Annotated in this window: 18 protein-coding genes and 1 pseudogene; 15 read left to right on the top strand and 4 right to left on the bottom strand. The window is 42.5% G+C overall.

Features of this window, described 5'->3' with window-relative positions; all coding sequences use genetic code 11:
- The first annotated feature begins 363 nt into the window (after positions 1 to 363).
- The 12 genes from tviB (at position 364) to A3K93_RS12310 (ending at position 12,836) form a co-directional block, all read left to right on the top strand.
- On the top strand, positions 364 to 1,641 hold the full coding sequence (gene tviB, locus A3K93_RS12365; RefSeq protein ID WP_067731484.1) for a Vi polysaccharide biosynthesis UDP-N-acetylglucosamine C-6 dehydrogenase TviB: 1,278 nt from the start codon (positions 364 to 366) through the stop codon (positions 1,639 to 1,641).
- A gap of 12 nt (positions 1,642 to 1,653) precedes the next feature.
- A complete protein-coding gene (locus A3K93_RS12360) occupies positions 1,654 to 2,676 on the top strand; it encodes an NAD-dependent epimerase/dehydratase family protein (RefSeq protein ID WP_067731483.1) in 1,023 nt (340 codons plus the stop codon).
- A gap of 10 nt (positions 2,677 to 2,686) precedes the next feature.
- The gene (locus tag A3K93_RS12355; protein ID WP_067731482.1) at positions 2,687 to 3,859 is read left to right on the top strand and encodes a lipopolysaccharide biosynthesis protein; all 1,173 of its coding nucleotides are present in this window, start codon (positions 2,687 to 2,689) and stop codon (positions 3,857 to 3,859) included.
- Positions 3,859 to 4,452, top strand: coding sequence for an acyltransferase (locus A3K93_RS12350; RefSeq protein WP_067731481.1), 594 nt, complete (start codon positions 3,859 to 3,861; stop codon positions 4,450 to 4,452). Before A3K93_RS12355 ends, A3K93_RS12350 begins: the two co-directional genes overlap by 1 nt.
- A 106-nt stretch (positions 4,453 to 4,558) precedes the next feature.
- A complete protein-coding gene (locus tag A3K93_RS12345) occupies positions 4,559 to 5,104 on the top strand; it encodes an acyltransferase (RefSeq protein WP_067731480.1) in 546 nt (181 codons plus the stop codon).
- Positions 5,105 to 5,133: 29 nt separating this feature from the next.
- Positions 5,134 to 6,252, top strand: coding sequence for a glycosyltransferase (locus A3K93_RS12340; protein WP_067731479.1), 1,119 nt, complete (start codon positions 5,134 to 5,136; stop codon positions 6,250 to 6,252).
- Complete coding sequence (locus A3K93_RS12335) at positions 6,249 to 7,343, top strand: glycosyltransferase (RefSeq protein ID WP_067731478.1); 1,095 nt, start codon at positions 6,249 to 6,251, stop codon at positions 7,341 to 7,343. Before A3K93_RS12340 ends, A3K93_RS12335 begins: the two co-directional genes overlap by 4 nt.
- Positions 7,340 to 8,482: a glycosyltransferase family 4 protein gene (locus tag A3K93_RS12330; RefSeq protein ID WP_067731477.1), complete on the top strand. Its 1,143-nt coding sequence runs from the start codon at positions 7,340 to 7,342 to the stop codon at positions 8,480 to 8,482. Before A3K93_RS12335 ends, A3K93_RS12330 begins: the two co-directional genes overlap by 4 nt.
- Positions 8,479 to 9,081, top strand: coding sequence for a sugar transferase (locus A3K93_RS12325; protein WP_067731476.1), 603 nt, complete (start codon positions 8,479 to 8,481; stop codon positions 9,079 to 9,081). The genes A3K93_RS12330 and A3K93_RS12325 overlap by 4 nt, the downstream gene beginning before the upstream one ends.
- Positions 9,081 to 9,743 (top strand): acetyltransferase, encoded by a 663-nt coding sequence (locus A3K93_RS12320; RefSeq protein ID WP_067731475.1) that lies wholly within the window; start codon positions 9,081 to 9,083, stop codon positions 9,741 to 9,743. The genes A3K93_RS12325 and A3K93_RS12320 overlap by 1 nt, the downstream gene beginning before the upstream one ends.
- A 16-nt stretch (positions 9,744 to 9,759) precedes the next feature.
- Positions 9,760 to 10,935 carry a DegT/DnrJ/EryC1/StrS family aminotransferase gene (locus A3K93_RS12315; protein ID WP_067731474.1) on the top strand — a complete coding sequence of 392 codons (1,176 nt, stop codon included), beginning with the start codon at positions 9,760 to 9,762 and terminating at the stop codon, positions 10,933 to 10,935.
- Between the two features lie 50 nt (positions 10,936 to 10,985).
- A complete protein-coding gene (locus tag A3K93_RS12310; protein WP_067731473.1) occupies positions 10,986 to 12,836 on the top strand; it encodes a polysaccharide biosynthesis protein in 1,851 nt (616 codons plus the stop codon).
- 35 nt (positions 12,837 to 12,871) lie between these two features.
- Here the strand turns inward: A3K93_RS12310 and A3K93_RS14755 are convergent.
- Positions 12,872 to 13,072 (bottom strand): annotated as a pseudogene (locus A3K93_RS14755) (transposase family protein); the annotation flags it as partial.
- A gap of 85 nt (positions 13,073 to 13,157) precedes the next feature.
- Between A3K93_RS14755 and tnpA the strand changes: the two are divergent.
- The 3 genes from tnpA to tnpC all read left to right on the top strand — a co-directional run bounded on the left by tnpA (position 13,158) and on the right by tnpC (position 15,531).
- Positions 13,158 to 13,541: an IS66-like element accessory protein TnpA gene (gene tnpA, locus A3K93_RS12305; RefSeq protein WP_005404026.1), complete on the top strand. Its 384-nt coding sequence runs from the start codon at positions 13,158 to 13,160 to the stop codon at positions 13,539 to 13,541.
- Positions 13,538 to 13,873 carry an IS66 family insertion sequence element accessory protein TnpB gene (gene tnpB, locus A3K93_RS12300; RefSeq protein WP_067728626.1) on the top strand — a complete coding sequence of 112 codons (336 nt, stop codon included), beginning with the start codon at positions 13,538 to 13,540 and terminating at the stop codon, positions 13,871 to 13,873. Before tnpA ends, tnpB begins: the two co-directional genes overlap by 4 nt.
- Positions 13,874 to 13,947: 74 nt before the next feature.
- Positions 13,948 to 15,531: an IS66 family transposase gene (gene tnpC / locus A3K93_RS12295; RefSeq protein ID WP_067728624.1), complete on the top strand. Its 1,584-nt coding sequence runs from the start codon at positions 13,948 to 13,950 to the stop codon at positions 15,529 to 15,531.
- 16 nt (positions 15,532 to 15,547) lie between these two features.
- Here the strand turns inward: tnpC and A3K93_RS12290 are convergent, their stop codons facing one another.
- The 3 genes from A3K93_RS12290 to A3K93_RS12280 are packed head-to-tail and all read right to left on the bottom strand — an operon-like array spanning position 15,548 to position 17,177.
- Positions 15,548 to 15,841 carry a transposase gene (locus A3K93_RS12290; RefSeq protein ID WP_067731472.1) on the bottom strand — a complete coding sequence of 98 codons (294 nt, stop codon included), beginning with the start codon at positions 15,839 to 15,841 and terminating at the stop codon, positions 15,548 to 15,550.
- Positions 15,789 to 16,184, bottom strand: a complete 396-nt coding sequence (locus tag A3K93_RS12285; protein WP_067731471.1) for a transposase family protein — start codon at positions 16,182 to 16,184, stop codon at positions 15,789 to 15,791. Before A3K93_RS12285 ends, A3K93_RS12290 begins: the two co-directional genes overlap by 53 nt.
- Before the next feature lie 60 nt (positions 16,185 to 16,244).
- Entirely contained in the window at positions 16,245 to 17,177 is a 933-nt protein-coding gene (locus tag A3K93_RS12280) for an IS5 family transposase (protein WP_067731470.1), read from the bottom strand.
- Between the last annotated feature and the right edge of the window lie 128 nt (positions 17,178 to 17,305).

The following is a 17,305-nucleotide window of genomic DNA, read 5'->3' as shown; positions in this document are numbered from 1 at the left end:
CTCACTCGAAATCCTATGTTATAAAAATAATGACCTGATCGTTATCGACAAATCTATCTGACTAATCATTCGATACACTCGGATTTTATACTAAGTTGTTAGATAAGCCTAGGTAAGATCCGCCCTTTATCAATGATCAGATTTTAATAAAATGAAAAAAGATCATTTGATATGAAAATTATACAAGTTATCAAAAATAATAAATCATGAATATTTTTATAGATTTATATTTTCCAAATATAGCCTTATTTAATCAGCTAAGTAAATGTAAAAAATTAGTAAATCCGCTGATATCGAAATTCTGCTATATTATGCCTTGTCCGCGTAGAGGACATTTTCATTAAAATCATGTAAGGCTATCACATGCTGTCCATCTCTGAACTTAAAATTGCGATTATCGGATTAGGTTATGTCGGATTACCACTGGCGGTAGAGTTTGGTAAGGAAGTTCCTGTCGTGGGCTTTGATATTCATCAAAAACGTATTGATGAATTACGCAGTGGTGAAGACCATACTTTAGAAGTATCTCCTGAAGAATTAAAACAAGCTACACATTTAACTTATAGCTCTCAGCTTGAAGATCTCTCTGACTGTAACTTCTTTATTGTCACTGTGCCAACACCGATTGATGAATATAAACAACCCGATTTAACACCACTCGTCAAAGCATCACAAAGTATTGGCAAGGTACTAAAAAAAGGCGATATCGTGGTCTATGAATCAACGGTATATCCTGGTGCGACAGAAGAAGTCTGTATTCCTGAACTTGAGAAAGTTTCAGATTTAAAATTTAATGTCGATTTCTTTGCAGGTTATAGCCCTGAACGGATTAACCCAGGCGATAAGCTGCATCGTGTCACCAATATTCTGAAAATTACTTCAGGTTCTACGCCTGAAGTCGCTGACTTTGTTGATGAAGTTTATAACTTGATTATTGAAGCAGGCACACATAAAGCAGCAAGCATTAAAGTCGCTGAAGCCGCCAAAGTCATTGAAAATACCCAGCGTGATGTGAATATTGCGCTGATCAATGAGCTTGCTGTGATCTTTAATAAAATGGGTATCGACACAGAAGCTGTGCTTCAAGCCGCAGGTACCAAATGGAACTTCCTACCATTCCGTCCAGGTCTTGTGGGTGGTCACTGTATCGGGGTTGATCCGTATTATTTAACCCATAAAGCACAGTCGATTGGTTATCACCCGGAGATTATTTTGGCGGGTCGTCGTTTAAATGATGGGATGGGTGCTTATGTGGTGACGCAACTGGTTAAAGCGATGTTAAAAAAACGCATCCAAGTTGAAGATGCCAAAGTGCTCATTTTGGGTTTAAGTTTTAAAGAAAACTGTCCTGATATTCGTAATACCCGAATTATTGATATCGTCAATGAACTCAAAGAATATCATATCGATGCTGATGTTTATGATCCGTGGGTGGATGCTCAAGAGGCACAGCATGAATATGGCATTCAGCCAATTTCAACTTTAGAAAATGGCAAATACGATGCCGTAATTTTGGCAGTGGCACATGAACAGTTTAAAGCTATGGGTGCAGATGCGATCCGTGCTTTAGGTAAAGCTGAACATGTGCTCTATGACTTGAAATATGTGTTATCTCAAGCCGAATCTGATTTGCGTTTGTAAGAGGACATACCCATGAATCAATATCAACAGGTATGTGAGCAACTTAAAGCCCAACCAAAAACATGGCTTGTGACTGGTGTTGCAGGCTTTATCGGCTCAAACCTTTTAGAAACTTTGCTTAATCTCGATCAAAAAGTCGTAGGGTTAGATAACTTTGCCACAGGTCATCAGCATAATTTGGATGAAGTGCAAGCTTCAGTGACTGCTGAACAATGGGCAAAATTCTGCTTTATTGAAGGGGATATTCGTCAGTTTGCAAATTGCCAAAAAGCCTGTGTTGGTGTGGACTACGTCTTGCATGAAGCGGCACTGGGTTCAGTGCCACGCTCAATTGCCGACCCAATCACCACCAATGACACCAATATCAGCGGCTTCCTCAATATGCTGACTGCAGCACGTGATGCCGGTGTTGCAAGCTTTACATATGCGGCAAGTAGCTCAACTTATGGTGATCATCCTGCATTGCCAAAAGTAGAAGAAAATATTGGTAATCCATTGTCACCTTATGCGGTGACCAAGTATGTCAATGAACTCTATGCCGATGTATTTGCACGTGCGTATGGTTTTAAAGCGATTGGTCTACGTTACTTCAATGTGTTTGGTAAACGCCAAGATCCAAATGGTGCTTATGCAGCAGTGATTCCAAAATGGACGGCATCTATGATCAATGGTGAAGATGTCTTCATTAATGGTGATGGTGAAACGAGTCGTGATTTCTGTTTTATCGACAATACTGTTCAAGCCAATATTTTGGCGGCGACCGCATCAGATGAAGCGAAAAATCAGGTTTACAATGTAGCAGTCGGTGACCGTACCACACTGAATGAATTATACCGTGCGATTCAAGTGGCACTTGCGGAAAATGATGTGCAGTTTGATCGTGAACCGGTGTACCGTGATTTCCGTGCAGGGGATGTGCGTCACTCCCAAGCGAGCATTGCCAAAATTCAGCAACATTTGGGTTATGCGCCTGAGTTTAAAATTGCCGAAGGCATTCAACTGGCGATGCGTTGGTACGTGAATAACTTAAAATGATCTTAAACAGATGATTGCGAAAATCTTCGCAAAGTATCAGTCGATTGGGCTGATTACCTTAAGTTTACTGGCAGGTGCGATAATGACATTTATCGCACTTCCTGTTTTAACGCGCCTTTATTCTGTTGCGGATTTTGGTGCATACGGCATTGCCTTAGCGATTGTCAGTGTTTTATCCACGGTGGCGAATTTACGTCTGGATCAAGCTTTATTGGTTGCTGAGGAGCAGGATAAAAAAAGCCTGATCTTTGAAGGGGCGGTGTTCTCTATAGCAATTGCCATGATCAGTGGCATTGTCATCAGCGTGATATTCAATGTTGAAATGGCAGGGGCGGTTGCCACAGGTGTGCTTGCCAACACCTTGATTCAAAGTCTTTATAATTATCAATTTTCCGCACACAAAGAATATTTCTGTGCAGGTTTGAATATTTTTAGAAGTGCGATTGTGGTGTTGGTGCAACTCTCGTTGCCATTCGTGATGCAGATCAGCTTGGTGAATAGTTATAACGTCAGCTCGATTATCATGATTGTGGCAGTATCGATTTATTTACTAAAATATCAGTTGTATCAAGTCAGTTGGCAGGCTTTTAAACATTATAAAGATTTCATTTACGCCAATACACCGCATGCCTTACTAAATAGTTTTTCGCATAACTTGCCGTACTATGTGGTATCGCATTTTGTCGGTGTGCAGGCGATGGGTTTTTATGCCATTGTCGAGCGAACTTTACGTGTGCCGATCAATCTGATTTCGCAAACTTTGCGTCAGTTCTTTATTCGCAAATTTAAAACCACGGATTCCAATCAAAGTGCTTTAAAGGCGAGTGTACTACTCAGTCTGGTTTCACTACCGTTATTTGCCGTTTTCTTTATCTTGCCTGAATCGCTGTATTTATGGATTTTTGGCAGTGAATGGGTCGGTATTTCAAGCTATTTCCAAATTTTAGCTTTGGGCTATTGGGCGATTTTCTGTAATCCGCCTAGCTCGGCTTTTTTAATTGCCAAGCGCAACAGCCAAGTACTATTTAAACTTCAAATTGTGGAACTGATCATTAAGTTTGCATTATTTGCAGGGCTATATGTTTTATTTGAGAATAAAATTTATATGCTGTTGGCAGTGCCGGTGGCACTCATCATCTATAACTTTGCCATTTTATATGTGGTGTGGAGAAACAAAAACTGATGTTTTTTAAACTCTTAAAACTGATGAATTGGTTCACTGCACAATGTCGTCAGCAATTTTATAACCTGGCTTTTGGCACCAAATTTCGCTATTTCGGTAAAGGCTGTAGCGTGGATATTGGTGGACAAGTGAAGATCGGCAACAATGTTTATATTGGCGATTACGTCAGTCTCATCGTGGAAAAAGGTGCGGTGCTTGAGATTGCCGACAACAGCTTTATTGGTGAAAATTGCTATATCAAATGCTTTGGTGGCAAGGTGGTGATTGGTAAAGATGTCAGCATCAATTCCAAGTCCTATATTAATGGCTGTGGCGGTGTGACGATTGGCGATAACACCCGTATTGGTACGCAAAGCATTATGATTGCCAGTAATCATAAGTTCGGTGAGCCTGATCTTTTGGTCAAAGATGCGATTACCAAACTCGGTGTCAGCCTCGGTGAAAATATTTGGCTAGGTGCACGGGTGACGATTTTAGATGGTGTCACTATTCCAAGTAATAGTGTGATTGGTGCCTGTAGTTTAGTGGCTAAACCACTGGATGATGCAGGTGTGTATGTCGGTAGTCCCGTGAAGAAAATCAAAGATCTATAAATAAGGTCATCATGCTGACTTTGGTGCGCATATCTTCAAGCGCATTTTCAGCGTAAAATATTCAGCGATTTTTCCTCCTTTTTAGAACCTGACATAGGTCATGTATATGGCATTTATTGTTTCTGCTTTTCGACAGTTGTTTGATTTGGCTTATTTTATGGCCAAAGGCAGTGTGGCATATGCACGTAAAAAGGGTGTTAAAGTCGGTGAAAACTGCCGAATTTATATTAAAAATTGGGGCTCAGAACCATTTTTAGTCTCTATGGGTGATCATGTCACCGTGACCTCAGGCGTAAAATTTATTACCCATGATGGCAGTACCTGTTTGGTCAAAGATGCCCAAGCTAAGCGCTATCAACGCTTTGCTCCGATTCAAGTCGGCTCGCACGTCTTTATTGGTGTAAATAGCATTATTATGCCGGGCGTGAGTATTGGCTCCAATGTGGTGATTGGTGCAGGTTCAGTCGTAACCAAAGATATTCCTGACAATAGTGTCGCCATTGGTGTACCAGCCAAGGTGGTCTCGAGCTTTGCCGATTATCAAGCCAAAATTCAAAGCACTTGCGCCAGTGATAGCGACTTGGTCGGGATCACCGATTATCAACAGCGTGTTGAACGTGCTATGCAAGTGCAGCAGCAAAAATCCTCTTAATTCATTCTCCCCACATTTTAGGTTGTTCTATGCTGAATAAAGTCATGTTTTTCTTGCCAACTCTAGGCGGTGGCGGTGCGGAGCGTACCGTGATCCAACTGGCAAATAACTTGGTACAGCAAGGCCGTGATGTCGATGTGGTGGTCTGTGATTTAAGCGGTGAAAAAGCCAAATTACTGCCAGAAGTCGACGCTAAAATTCAGCTCATCGACTTAAATTGCGGTCGTGTTTTTCGAGCGATCACGCCATTAAAACAACTACTCAAAGCCGTGCTTTATGATGCGGTGATTGCCACCCAAAGCCACAGCAATATCGTCTGTGCTATTGCAAAACGTTTGGCAAAAAGTCAGAGCAAACTCATTTTACGTGAAGTATCGACACCCTCGAAAAATATGAAGCTGACGGGGCTGAAAAAGTTTGTCTTTAACCGTTTGGTGAATTGGACGTATCCCATGGCACAGCAAGTGGTTTGTGTCTCTAAAGGCGTAGAAGCCGATTTTCGTGAATATTATGCTTATAAGAAAAATAACCTGAGCACCATTTATAACCCTGTGCTGGATGATGCTTATTTTGAAAAGCTCAACGCCCCAGTCTCGCACAAATTTTTCAATGAGACCAACAAGGTCATTTTGGCGGTTGGGCGTTTAACTGAAGCCAAGAATTTTGGTTTATTGATTAGAGCATTCCATGAATTGCATCAGATTCATCCTGAAACCCGTTTGATTATTTTGGGTGAAGGCGAGTTACGTAGTGAGTTTGAAGCCTTAATTGCTGAACTAAATTTAACAGACGTGGTGGATTTACCTGGTTTTGATGCCAATCCCTATGCCTATTTTAAATATGCCTCGCTGTTTGTTTTAAGTTCGAATTGGGAAGGTTTGCCGGGCGTGTTGATTCAGGCTTTGGCATCCAAAGTCAAAGTGGTCAGCACCGATTGCCCAAGTGGTCCACGTGAAATTTTAGACCATTCCAAGTTTGGTTTATTGGTTAAATGCAATGATCAAACAGGTTTAACCCAAGCGATGCAAGAAGCGATTTTTGCAGAGTATGTACACTATTCAGATGCCGAATTTGATGCGCATATTCAGCAGTTCCATAAACAAACTGTGTTGAAGCAGTATTTACGCATGATGGAGTCTACATCATGAGCAAGCCATTGATGGTACATGTCATCACCAACTTTGCAGGCGTCGGCGGTGCCGAGATGATGTTGGCACGCCTGATTCAATATACGGAAGATCAGTATCGGCATGTGATTATTAGCTTGATGAAAACCTCTGAGGTGTATCAAAGCACTTTAGATCGTTGTCAGTCACATTATGCCTTGGGTTGGAATGGTTTAAATACACTGGGTACGATTCAAAAACTGCGTGGACTACTCAAACAACTACAACCCAAAACCGTGCAATGTTGGATGTACCATGCCAATGCTTTAACTAGTTTAAGTGTCATTGGCTTAGCCCAAAAGCCAAAAGTGGTATGGGGGATTCATCACTCGCTTGCGTCCCCAAAAGACGAATCGATCAGCACTAAAATCGCACTCGGTTTAAGTAAGGTTCTATCTAAACAACCAAGTGCGATTATTTACTGTGCGCATTCATCCAAACAGCAACATACTGATTTTGGCTTTAAAAATGCCCATCAGCATGTGATTGCTAATGGTGTATTTCTCGATAAATTTCAGCCCAATTTACAGCTAAATCAGCCCACTGTAATTGGTTTTGCAGGGCGTTATCATACCGCAAAAGGTTATCCGTATTTGTTTGAAACCATGGGCTTGCTCAAAGATGAAAACATCATCTTTAAAATTGCGGGTGGTGGGGCAAGTTTAGACAATCCAGATGTTAAAGCTTTATTTGAACAATATCAGTTAGATGCTAAAAAGGTTCATCTGCTTGATCAAATCTCCGATATGCCTGCCTTTTATCAATCGATTGATGCATTCCTGATGACCTCAATTACTGAAGGTTTCCCGAATGTGTTGGTTGAAGCGATGGCATCAGGTTTGCCGTGTATCAGTACAGATGTCGGCGATGCTAAATACATTGTACAGGATTTAGGCAGTATTGTTCCGCCACGTAATGCCCAAGCCTTGGCAGAGGCGATTTTACAATATGCACAAAAAACTGAAGCAGAAAAACAAGCCTTAAAACAAGCAACCCGTGAACGTGTTGAACAGAATTTCAGTATTGCGACCGTTAGCCGTCAATATATGCAGGTGTGGAGCCAACAGGCATGAAATTTTTAATGATCAGTAGTTTTTTGCCGTCGGTGCTGAACTTTCGTGGCAAATTATTGGAAGCTATTCATGCACAAGGCTACGAAATTCATATTATGGCGCCTGAATTCGCATCATTCCCTGAAGAACAGCAAAAACTAAAAGCACTCGGCTATCACTTGCATGAAATTCCGATGCAACGCACTGGCACCAATCCACTGGCGGACTTAAAACTGCTTAAAAACCTGTATCAGCAGATTCGTCATATTCAGCCAGACTATGTGCTGTCCTATACCATTAAACCGGTGATTTATGGTACGCTCGCATCATGGCTTGCCAAAGTCCCGCATCGTTTTGCACTGATTACCGGTCTCGGCTATGCCTTTCAAAATGTCGAATCAGGCAAGCGTAGTCTGTTTCAAAAAATGGTACATGGCTTATATGCCCAAGCCTTAAAACATAGTGATAAAGTCTTTTTCCAAAATCCGGATGATTTAAAACTGTTCCAAGACATGCACTTGCTTGAAGCGAATAAACCGACTGTGGTGGTGAATGGCTCAGGCGTGAATGTACAAGACTTTGATGTCATGCCATTACCGAAAAATGCACAAGGTCAGGTTAAAGCGTCATTCTTACTCATTGCACGATTGCTCGGTGATAAAGGTGTGCGTGAATATGCGGAATCGGCACGGATTATCAAAGAAAAGTATCCTGAAGCGGAATTTCATTTGGTCGGTTGGATTGATGATAATCCATCTGCGATTGCCCAAACTGAACTGGATGAATGGATCGCCGATGGTCGCCTGAAATATTGGGGTAAACTCAGTGATGTCCGTCCTGCTATTGCGGAAAGTTCGGTCTATGTATTGCCGTCTTATCGTGAAGGCACGCCACGTACCGTATTAGAAGCGATGGCAATGGGACGAGCGGTCATTACCACCGATGCACCGGGTTGTCGTGAAACGGTATCCCATGGTTTAAATGGTTATTTGGTCGGAGTAAAATCAGTCGATGATTTGGTACACAGCATGCAATATTTTATTGAAGATCCAAAACTCATTGAGCTTATGGGGCAACGTTCCCGTGAAATTGCCCTCAATAAATATGATGTGCATCAGGTAAATAAACATATGCTGGGTGAAATAGGAATTTCAGCATGATCAAACGTATTTTAGATATCACCATTGCATCGACTGCTTTAATTCTACTGTCGCCTGTGTATTTCATCGTGGCACATAAGGTGAAAAAGAATTTAGGTTCACCTGTACTCTTTCGTCAGGTACGACCGGGTTTAAATGGCAAACCTTTTGAGATGATTAAGTTCCGCACCATGAAAGATGCACTAGATGCTGAGGGCAATCCATTACCCGACAGTGAACGTCTGACCCCATTTGGCAAAATGCTTCGTGCCACCAGTCTCGATGAAATGCCTGAAATGTGGAACGTGATTAAAGGCGATATGAGCATTGTTGGGCCACGCCCATTACTCATGGAATATTTGCCTTTATATAATGAGCAACAAGCTAAACGCCACAATGTGCGTCCGGGCATTACTGGTTATGCACAAGTGAATGGGCGCAATGCGATTTCATGGGAAAAGAAATTCGAACTCGATACATGGTATGTTGAAAATCAATCGCTATGGCTCGATTTTAAAATCATGCTCAAAACCATCAAAAAAGTCATTACCAAGGATGATATCAGTGCCGAAGGCGAGGCAACCATGACGAAATTTACCGGCACACCGGAACAAAAATAATGACAACACTCTATGCGATTTATGGTGCTTCAGGTTGTGGACGCAGTCTGATGCCTGTCGCGCGTCAGCAGTTGACACGTGAACAAGATCAATCTGAAATTGTCTTTATTGATGATGCTTTAACAGAGATTGGTGAGGTGAATGGTCATCGTGCCATGAATTATCAAGCTTTTTTAAATGAATCAGCATCTAAAAAATACGTACAAATTGCGATTGCCAATAGTCGTGTACGCGAAAAAATCGCCCAGTGTTTAGAAGTGGATGGCATTCAGCTTTGGTCAATCTCTGCCGATAACGTCATTTTGATGGATGAGGTCCAAATTGCGGAAGGTTCTGCTTTAAGCCCATTTGTCACCATCACCTCCAATATTAAAATTGGCAAATGCTTCCATGCCAATTTATATAGCTATGTTGAGCATGATTGTGTGATTGGGGATTTCGTTACTTTCGCACCAGGCGTAAAATGCAACGGCAATATTCATATTCATGACCATGCCTATATTGGCGCAGGTGCCATGATTAAGCAGGGTACCCCCGATCAGCCTTTGGTGATTGGCAAAGGTGCGATTGTCGGCATGGGTGCCGTGGTCACCAAAAGTGTCCCTGCCGGTGCAACAGTGGTCGGTAATCCTGCGCGGATTGTCAGCACTTCACAGCAATAAGTTTTAGGAAAATTCCATGTTAAACAGTGCATTTGAGCCTTGGCCAAGCTTTACCCAAGCAGAAGCCGATGCGGTGTCTAAGGTCCTTTTGTCCAATAAAGTGAATTATTGGACAGGTCAGGAATGCCGTGAATTTGAAAAGGAATTTGCACAGTTTGTTGGAACAAAACATGCCGTTGCCGTGGCAAATGGCACAGTGGCACTGGATTTAGCCTTGAAAGCTTTAGGTATTGGTGCAGGTGATGATGTGATTGTCACCTCACGGACGTTCTTGGCTTCAGCAAGCTCGATTGTCACTGCAGGTGCCAATCCTATTTTTGCTGATGTGGAGCTCGATTCACAAAATATCTCACGCCGTACCATTGAAGCGGTGATCACGCCAAAGACCAAAGCCATTATTTGTGTGCATTTGGCAGGTTGGATGTGTGATATGGACCCGATCATGCAATTGGCCGAGGAAAAAGGCATCTTCGTGATTGAAGATTGTGCCCAAGCGCATGGTGCGATGTATAAAGGCAAATCCGCAGGTTCAATCGGTCATATTGGCGCATGGTCTTTCTGCCAAGACAAGATTATGACTACCGGCGGTGAGGGCGGTATGGTCACCACCAATGATGAACATCTTTGGAAAAAAATGTGGTCATACAAAGATCACGGCAAAAATTTTGATAGCGTCTATAACAAGCAACATCCACCAGGTTTCCGTTGGTTGCATGACTCATTTGGCACCAACTGGCGCATGATGGAAATGCAAGCGGTGATTGGTCGTTTGCAACTGAAACAAATGCCTGAATGGACAGCAAAACGTAATGCCAACATGGCACGCATCCAAGAGGTATTTGAACATAGTCCTTATTTTACAGTCGCTAAACCATCATCTGATTATGTGCATGCAGCCTATAAATGCTATGTGCAAGTCAATGTTGATGCTTTGCCTGAAGGCTGGTCACGTGATCGCATTATGGCAGAAATCAGTGCGCAAGCGGTACCATGTTTTAGTGGCTCATGTTCAGAAGTGTATTTAGAAAAAGCCTTTGATGAGACATCGTGGCGTCCAAAAACACGTTTAGCCAATGCGAAAGCATTAGGTGAAAGCAGTCTGATGTTCTTGGTGCATCCAACACTATCTGAACAAAGCCTACAAAAAACCGTAAATGTGATTCAAAACGTGATTGCCAAGATTCAAGCCTAAAACAGCGTATAATCACAGCGTGCTTTTTCAGCCAAGATAACTGAGCCTCAATGAAAGATTTTATTCGTTCCATTGCATCTTTACCGCGTCGCCAAAAACAAGTGGTTTTGGTGACCATGGACATGTGCATGTTGCCACTGATGATGTGGCTGGCATATGCCATTCGTTTGGCACATCCAAATGTTAGCGTGATGCAAGGACTTGAGGCTTGGTATACCTATGTTGCCATCGCAGGTGTAATGATTTTCGCTTTGCTCGGGATTTACCGTGCCATTGTACGCTCATTTAACGAAGATTATTTACTGCGTATTTCGGTAGGTACATTTATTCAAATTGTGGCGTTGTATGCCATCAAAAAATTAGATGTTGCTTTTATCCCGATGAGTATTCCACTTATGTACGGCTTTATGCTGTTTTCCTACATGTGGTGGAGTCGTGCGGTGATTCGTTATGCGACGCTTAAAACTTTTGCTAAAAAACAAACTCGTAAACGTGTGGCGATTTATGGGGCAGGGCTTGCAGGACAACAAATTGCGGCAGCCTTAAACCGTTCTGATGATTATCTACCCGTATGTTTTATTGATGATAAAAAATCACTACGTGGTCAGTCTTTAAGTGGTTTAAAAATTTATTCACCAAAAAAAGCCCAAAAAAAACTCGGTAAATTTGGCATTGAAGAAGTTTTACTTGCTATGCCATCGGTAGGGCGTGCACGCAAAAAGGACATTATTGAATCCTTTGAAGCGACAGATGTGAAAATCATGGAATTACCGGGTGTGACACAACTCGTTGATGGTAAAGTCAAAGTTTCTGATATCCGTGAAGTCGACATTATTGATTTACTTGGTCGTGACCCTGTACCACCAAAACCTGAGCTGTTAGAAAAAAATATTAAAGATAAAGTGGTGATGGTGACTGGGGCAGGGGGGTCAATTGGCTCTGAGCTGTGTCGTCAGATCGTCAAGCATCAGCCTAAAATGCTGGTGTTATTTGAGATGTCCGAGTTTGCTCTATATTCGATTGATCGAGAATTGCAAACTTCTGATGTACAGGTGATTCCAGTTTTAGGTTCGGTAACCAATCAAGTAAAATTGGAACGTATTTTGCAACAATACAGCGTGCAAACGGTGTATCACGCGGCGGCTTATAAACATGTGCCATTGGTGGAAGCCAATCCTTTTGAAGGGATTTATAACACTTCGATTGGTACGCAGCGTAGTGTCGATGCTGCAGTAGCGCAAGGTGTAGAAACATTTGTGCTGATTTCAACGGATAAAGCGGTACGTCCAACCAATGTTATGGGTGCTTCAAAACGTATGGCAGAGTTGTACTGTCAGGGTTTAGCTTCGACGAATCCGAAGACTCAAATCAGTATCGTGCGCTTTGGTAATGTTTTGGGTTCATCGGGTTCGGTTGTACCCCTGTTTAAAAAGCAAATTGCCCAAGGTGGTCCAGTCACTGTGACCCATCCTGAAGTGACACGTTACTTTATGACCATTCCGGAAGCTGCTCAGTTGGTCATCCAAGCAGGTGCAATGGGCAAAGGTGGTGATGTATTTTTATTGGATATGGGGGAATCGGTAAAGATTGTTGACTTAGCCCGACAAATGATTCGACTCAGTGGTTTTAAACCCGTTGATGAAAATGGGGTGGGGGATATTGAGATTCACTTTACAGGGCTGCGTCCGGGTGAAAAGCTGTATGAAGAACTATTGATTGATGCGGAAGGGGTAGAAAAAACTTCACATGAACGAATTTTAAAGTCTTTTGAAAAATACTTTGATTACATTGAAATTTATGAAATATTGATGCAATTGGACAAGGCTTCTACCACTCAATATGATTACAATCTAGTGTTTAAAATATTAAACCAATATGTAGATGGTTATAAGAATAAATAAAAAGAAATTCATTATTATTAGAGTTCTTTCATAAGTCATTTTTTACTCAGCTCCATGTTGTAGACTCCAGCAATTAAATTAAATCTTAAGCCCAGTCTTTTGCTTCGATTGCGATATCGCTCGGTAAGGATTTTGAAGGTTTTCAAACTGCCAAATACATGCTCAATCCCAATTCTTCTTTTATTGATTTCTTGATTGTAGACTTTTAGTTCGGGATGTAATTTGCAGCGCTTCTGTAAGCGTCCGCTGAACACACCTTATGAATTCATCCTATAAGCCTTAATTTAGTCCCCACTTAAAAACAAGTGGGGACTAAAATTTATGACTACAAATCACCAGACATCCATCGCATCTCTTGCGAAAAAACGAAGAACATACAGTGCTGAATTTAAACAGCAGATCGTTCAGGCTTGTAAAGCACCGGACGTTTCAATTGCTTCGGTCGCTTTGCAACATGGATTGAATACAAATCTTGTATCCAAATGGATTCGCTTAATTGATGGTAAGCCAGGGAATGATCGCTCACCACTACCGAATAAACCTGCATTTATTGCCTTATCTTGCTCTGCACCATTAGATCCTACTCCTACTGACATGTTAACGGTTCAAATTACTTTACCCCACTCAAAAGTAGAAATTGGCTTGAAATGGCAAGTATCAGAAATATCTGCTTTAGCAGAATTACTCAAGGCACTTGCAACATGATCCGCATTGATGAAATCTGGCTTTCTACCCAACCTCTGGATATGCGAGCAGGGATGGATACTGTCATGGCTCAGGTGGTGAGAGCCTTTGGCTACATTAAACCGCATTGTGCTTACCTGTTCTGTAATAAACGTGGCCATCGCATGAAAGTGCTGGTACATGATGGACTGGGCATCTGGCTGTGTGCCAGGCGGCTGGAACAGGGAAAATTCCACTGGGCGCAGGTTCACCAGGGTGAAAGCATGGCGATCAGTCCGGAACAGTTACAGGCACTGATCCAGGGTTTACCTTGGCAGCGCATTGGACGACAGCAGGTGGTCACGATGCTCTAAACCAAGCTCGGCTATTCTGCCATCCTCCAAACGTTCTATTTCCTCTGCGTCATGACCTCAGGCATACTGCGGTCATGAATACGCTGCCTGACTTAAGCCAACTGACCCATGAACAACTACTGGAATTCACCAGACAGTTGGCTCTGCAGCATCAGTCTCTGGCGCAATCAAATCAAGAATTGGATGCCAAAGTTCAACACCTCTCTGTTCTCACTCAAAAATACGAGCATGAACTGGCGCTGTTTAAAAAGCATAAATTCAGCAGTAAAAACGAACATCTCACAGCAAAACAAATCCATCTATGGGACGAAGCGGTCGAAGAAGATATCGCAGCCGTTGATCAGGAATTAGAACGATTAAATGCAGATAAAACCGATGCAGCGACACACAAAGCCACAGTCAACAAACCTAAACGTCGACTGCTGCCGGATCATCTACACACCATCCGTATTGAGCATGAACCTGCATCAACCCAATGCAGTTGTGGCTGCCAGTTACGTCGTATCGGCGAAGATGTCAGTGAAAAACTGCATTTCAGACCGGCACAGTTCTATAAGGAACAGCATGTGCGTGGCAAATGGGTCTGTGATCAGTGTGACACCCTGACTCAGCAAGCGATGCCCGCCTATGTGATTGATAAAGGCATTGCTTCACCTGAATTGCTTAGCCATGTGCTGGTGTCAAAGTATGCCGATCATTTGCCTTTGTACCGTCAACGTCAAATCTTTCTACGCGCAGGTGTTGATCTGTCTAGATCAACGTTATCTGACTGGATTGGCCGCTGTGGGGTGGAACTGGAACCTCTGGCCAATGCCTTAAAACAGGTGGTACTGCAACAGCAGGTGATCCATGCAGATGAAACACCGGTGACGGTCATGCAGATGGGTGAAAATGAGAAAAAGCCCAAAAAAGGTTATGTCTGGGCCTATGCCAGCACACAGTACAATCCAGTTCAGGCAGTGATCTATGACTTTCAAGATAGCCGTTCTGGCCAGCATGCTGAAGACTTCCTGAAAGGCTGGCAGGGTCATTTGGTCTGTGATGATTACAGTGGTTATAAAGCACGCTTTAGATCAGGTCAGGTCATTGAGGTGGGCTGCATGGCACATGCACGTCGTAAATTCCATGAACTACATGTGACCAAGAAAAGTCAGGTCGCTGAACAGGCATTAGTGCTGATTCAGAAATTATATGCGATAGAAGCAGAATTAAGAAAAAAGACGGATGGTACAGCGGAAGCCCGCTGCGAATACCGACAACAGCATAGTCAACCGGTCATGCAACAACTATATGAATGGCTCAACCAACATCAGCTGACGGTGCCATCGAGTTCTCCAACCGCCCGGGCGATCAATTACAGCCTAAAACGTTGGCCAGCCTTAAGCCGCTATCTGGATGATGGCAATCTACCCATTGACAATAACTGGGCAGAGAACTCAATGCGTCCCTGGGCATTGGGCCGTAAGAACTGGTTGTTTGCAGGTTCGCTGCGCAGTGGACAGCGAGCGGCAAATATCATGACTTTAATCCAGTCAGCAAAGCTGAATGGGTTGGATCCGTATGCCTATCTCAGTGATGTGCTGAAAAGGCTGCCGACGCATAAAGCGACCCAAATAGAAGAATTACTGCCACATCGCTGGAAATCCAACTCAAATTAAAAAATAGGCATGGGGTTCAGCGGACGCTTACGCGCTTCTTTGCTTTAAGAGGCAATAAGCTATTTGGATACACTGCGTAAATCCCTTGATAGCCTTTATCTGCAAGGATAAAAGACCCTTTAGGAACCTGATTTAAATTGCGTTTGAATAGCTCGAAATCATGTACAGCACCACGACTCGTGCATAAACTCAGAACTTGCCGAGTTCTATAATGGATAATGGCTTGAACTTTAAAAGTATGTGCCTTCTTCTTGCCACTATAGCTTTTCTTCTGTTTTTTTAGGTCTTTGTATTGGAATTTCTGTGGCATCTACGATCACCACATTCCAGTCGATACCTTCGCCTTCAGGCAAATTCTTCGGTAAATTGAATAGATTGGACTTGATTAGACAATCCTCTACATGGCGAACGATTCTTGAAGCAGTAGGCTCTGACACGCCATAACTTGTTGCGACATGGAATAAAGTTCGGTATTCACGCCAATAGCTCAGACAGAGTAAAACCTGATCTTCTACACTTAACTTAGGTGGTCTACCTTTAGTCGGGACATGCATTTTCAGTTGTTCAACCATTAAATCAAAGGTTGAAAAACTGATGCCTGTATATCGCTTAAACTGTGTTTCAGAAAGCTTCTTCAAATCGATGTATTTCATCCGCAGATGGCTTTGTTGCACAAAGATTTGAAATGTAAAGCGCCCCTAATTGAGCTAAATTTAAGGCGTAACTTGGGTAAGTGGTCGACCTAATTCCGTAAATCTGTTAAGGAATGCTACACGTGCATGGATCTCATTCACTTGGCTATCAAAACTCCTTGCACTGAGTTTATCTCCTAATAATTTGATGCAATGCATCTTAGTTTCAACCAAACTTCGCCGATGATAGCCTGACCATTTTTTCCATAGTGTCCTGCCTAAACGTTTAATTGTTCGAAGTAATTCATTTCGCTCTAGGGAGCTACTCTTTGTATCTTTCCATGGTTTCGCATTTTTTCTAGGTGGAATCACCGCATGCCCTTGCCGATCTGCAATGACCTGACGGCATTGCTTGGTGTCATAAGCTCCATCGGTATAAACAGAGTCAATCTGCTCATCTTGTGGAATCTGATTAAGTAAATCACCAAGCACCTGTGAATCACTGACATTATTGGTTGTAAGCTGAACTGCTCGTATTTGTAGGGTTTTAGCATCTATACCAATATGAAGTTTACGCCATTGGCGACGATATTCAGGTCCATGTTTCTTGCGCTTCCATTCGCCCTCACCTAGAAACTTCATGCCTGTAGAGTCCATGAGTAGATGCAGCCCATCGCTACTTTTTTGGTAGCTGATTACAATATCAATATGCTTTTGTCTTCTACAAAGCGTGGTGTAATCTGGAGCTATCCAATTTAATCCGCAAAGTTTAATCAGACTTTGCACAAAGCCAGTAACCATACGTAAAGACAGACGGAATAAGGATTTAATCATTAAGCAGCATTGGATGGCTGCGTCGGAGTAGGTTTGATTTCGCCCTTGTTTGCCTTTTGATGGAGCATACCATTGCGTAGCAGGATCAAACCAAATGGCAATATTTCCGCGACTCATGAGTGCTCGGTTATATGCGGGCCAATTGGTTGTGCGGTAGATTTTGTGTGTAGGCTTCTTCATTTGAAAATTATATCGCTGAAAAAGCCTTTACAGATAGGTTTGTGCAACAAAGCCTCCGCAGATTATGCATGAATATTTAAAATTCTTCGGTACAGATAATCAGCAAAAGATAGATCGTTTTTTGATTT

It is taken from the genome of Acinetobacter sp. NCu2D-2, assembly GCF_001647675.1.
Lineage (GTDB): Bacteria > Pseudomonadota > Gammaproteobacteria > Pseudomonadales > Moraxellaceae > Acinetobacter.
The sequence above is the reverse complement of the archived record's forward strand: the minus strand, read 5'-3'. Positions and strand labels throughout refer to the sequence as shown.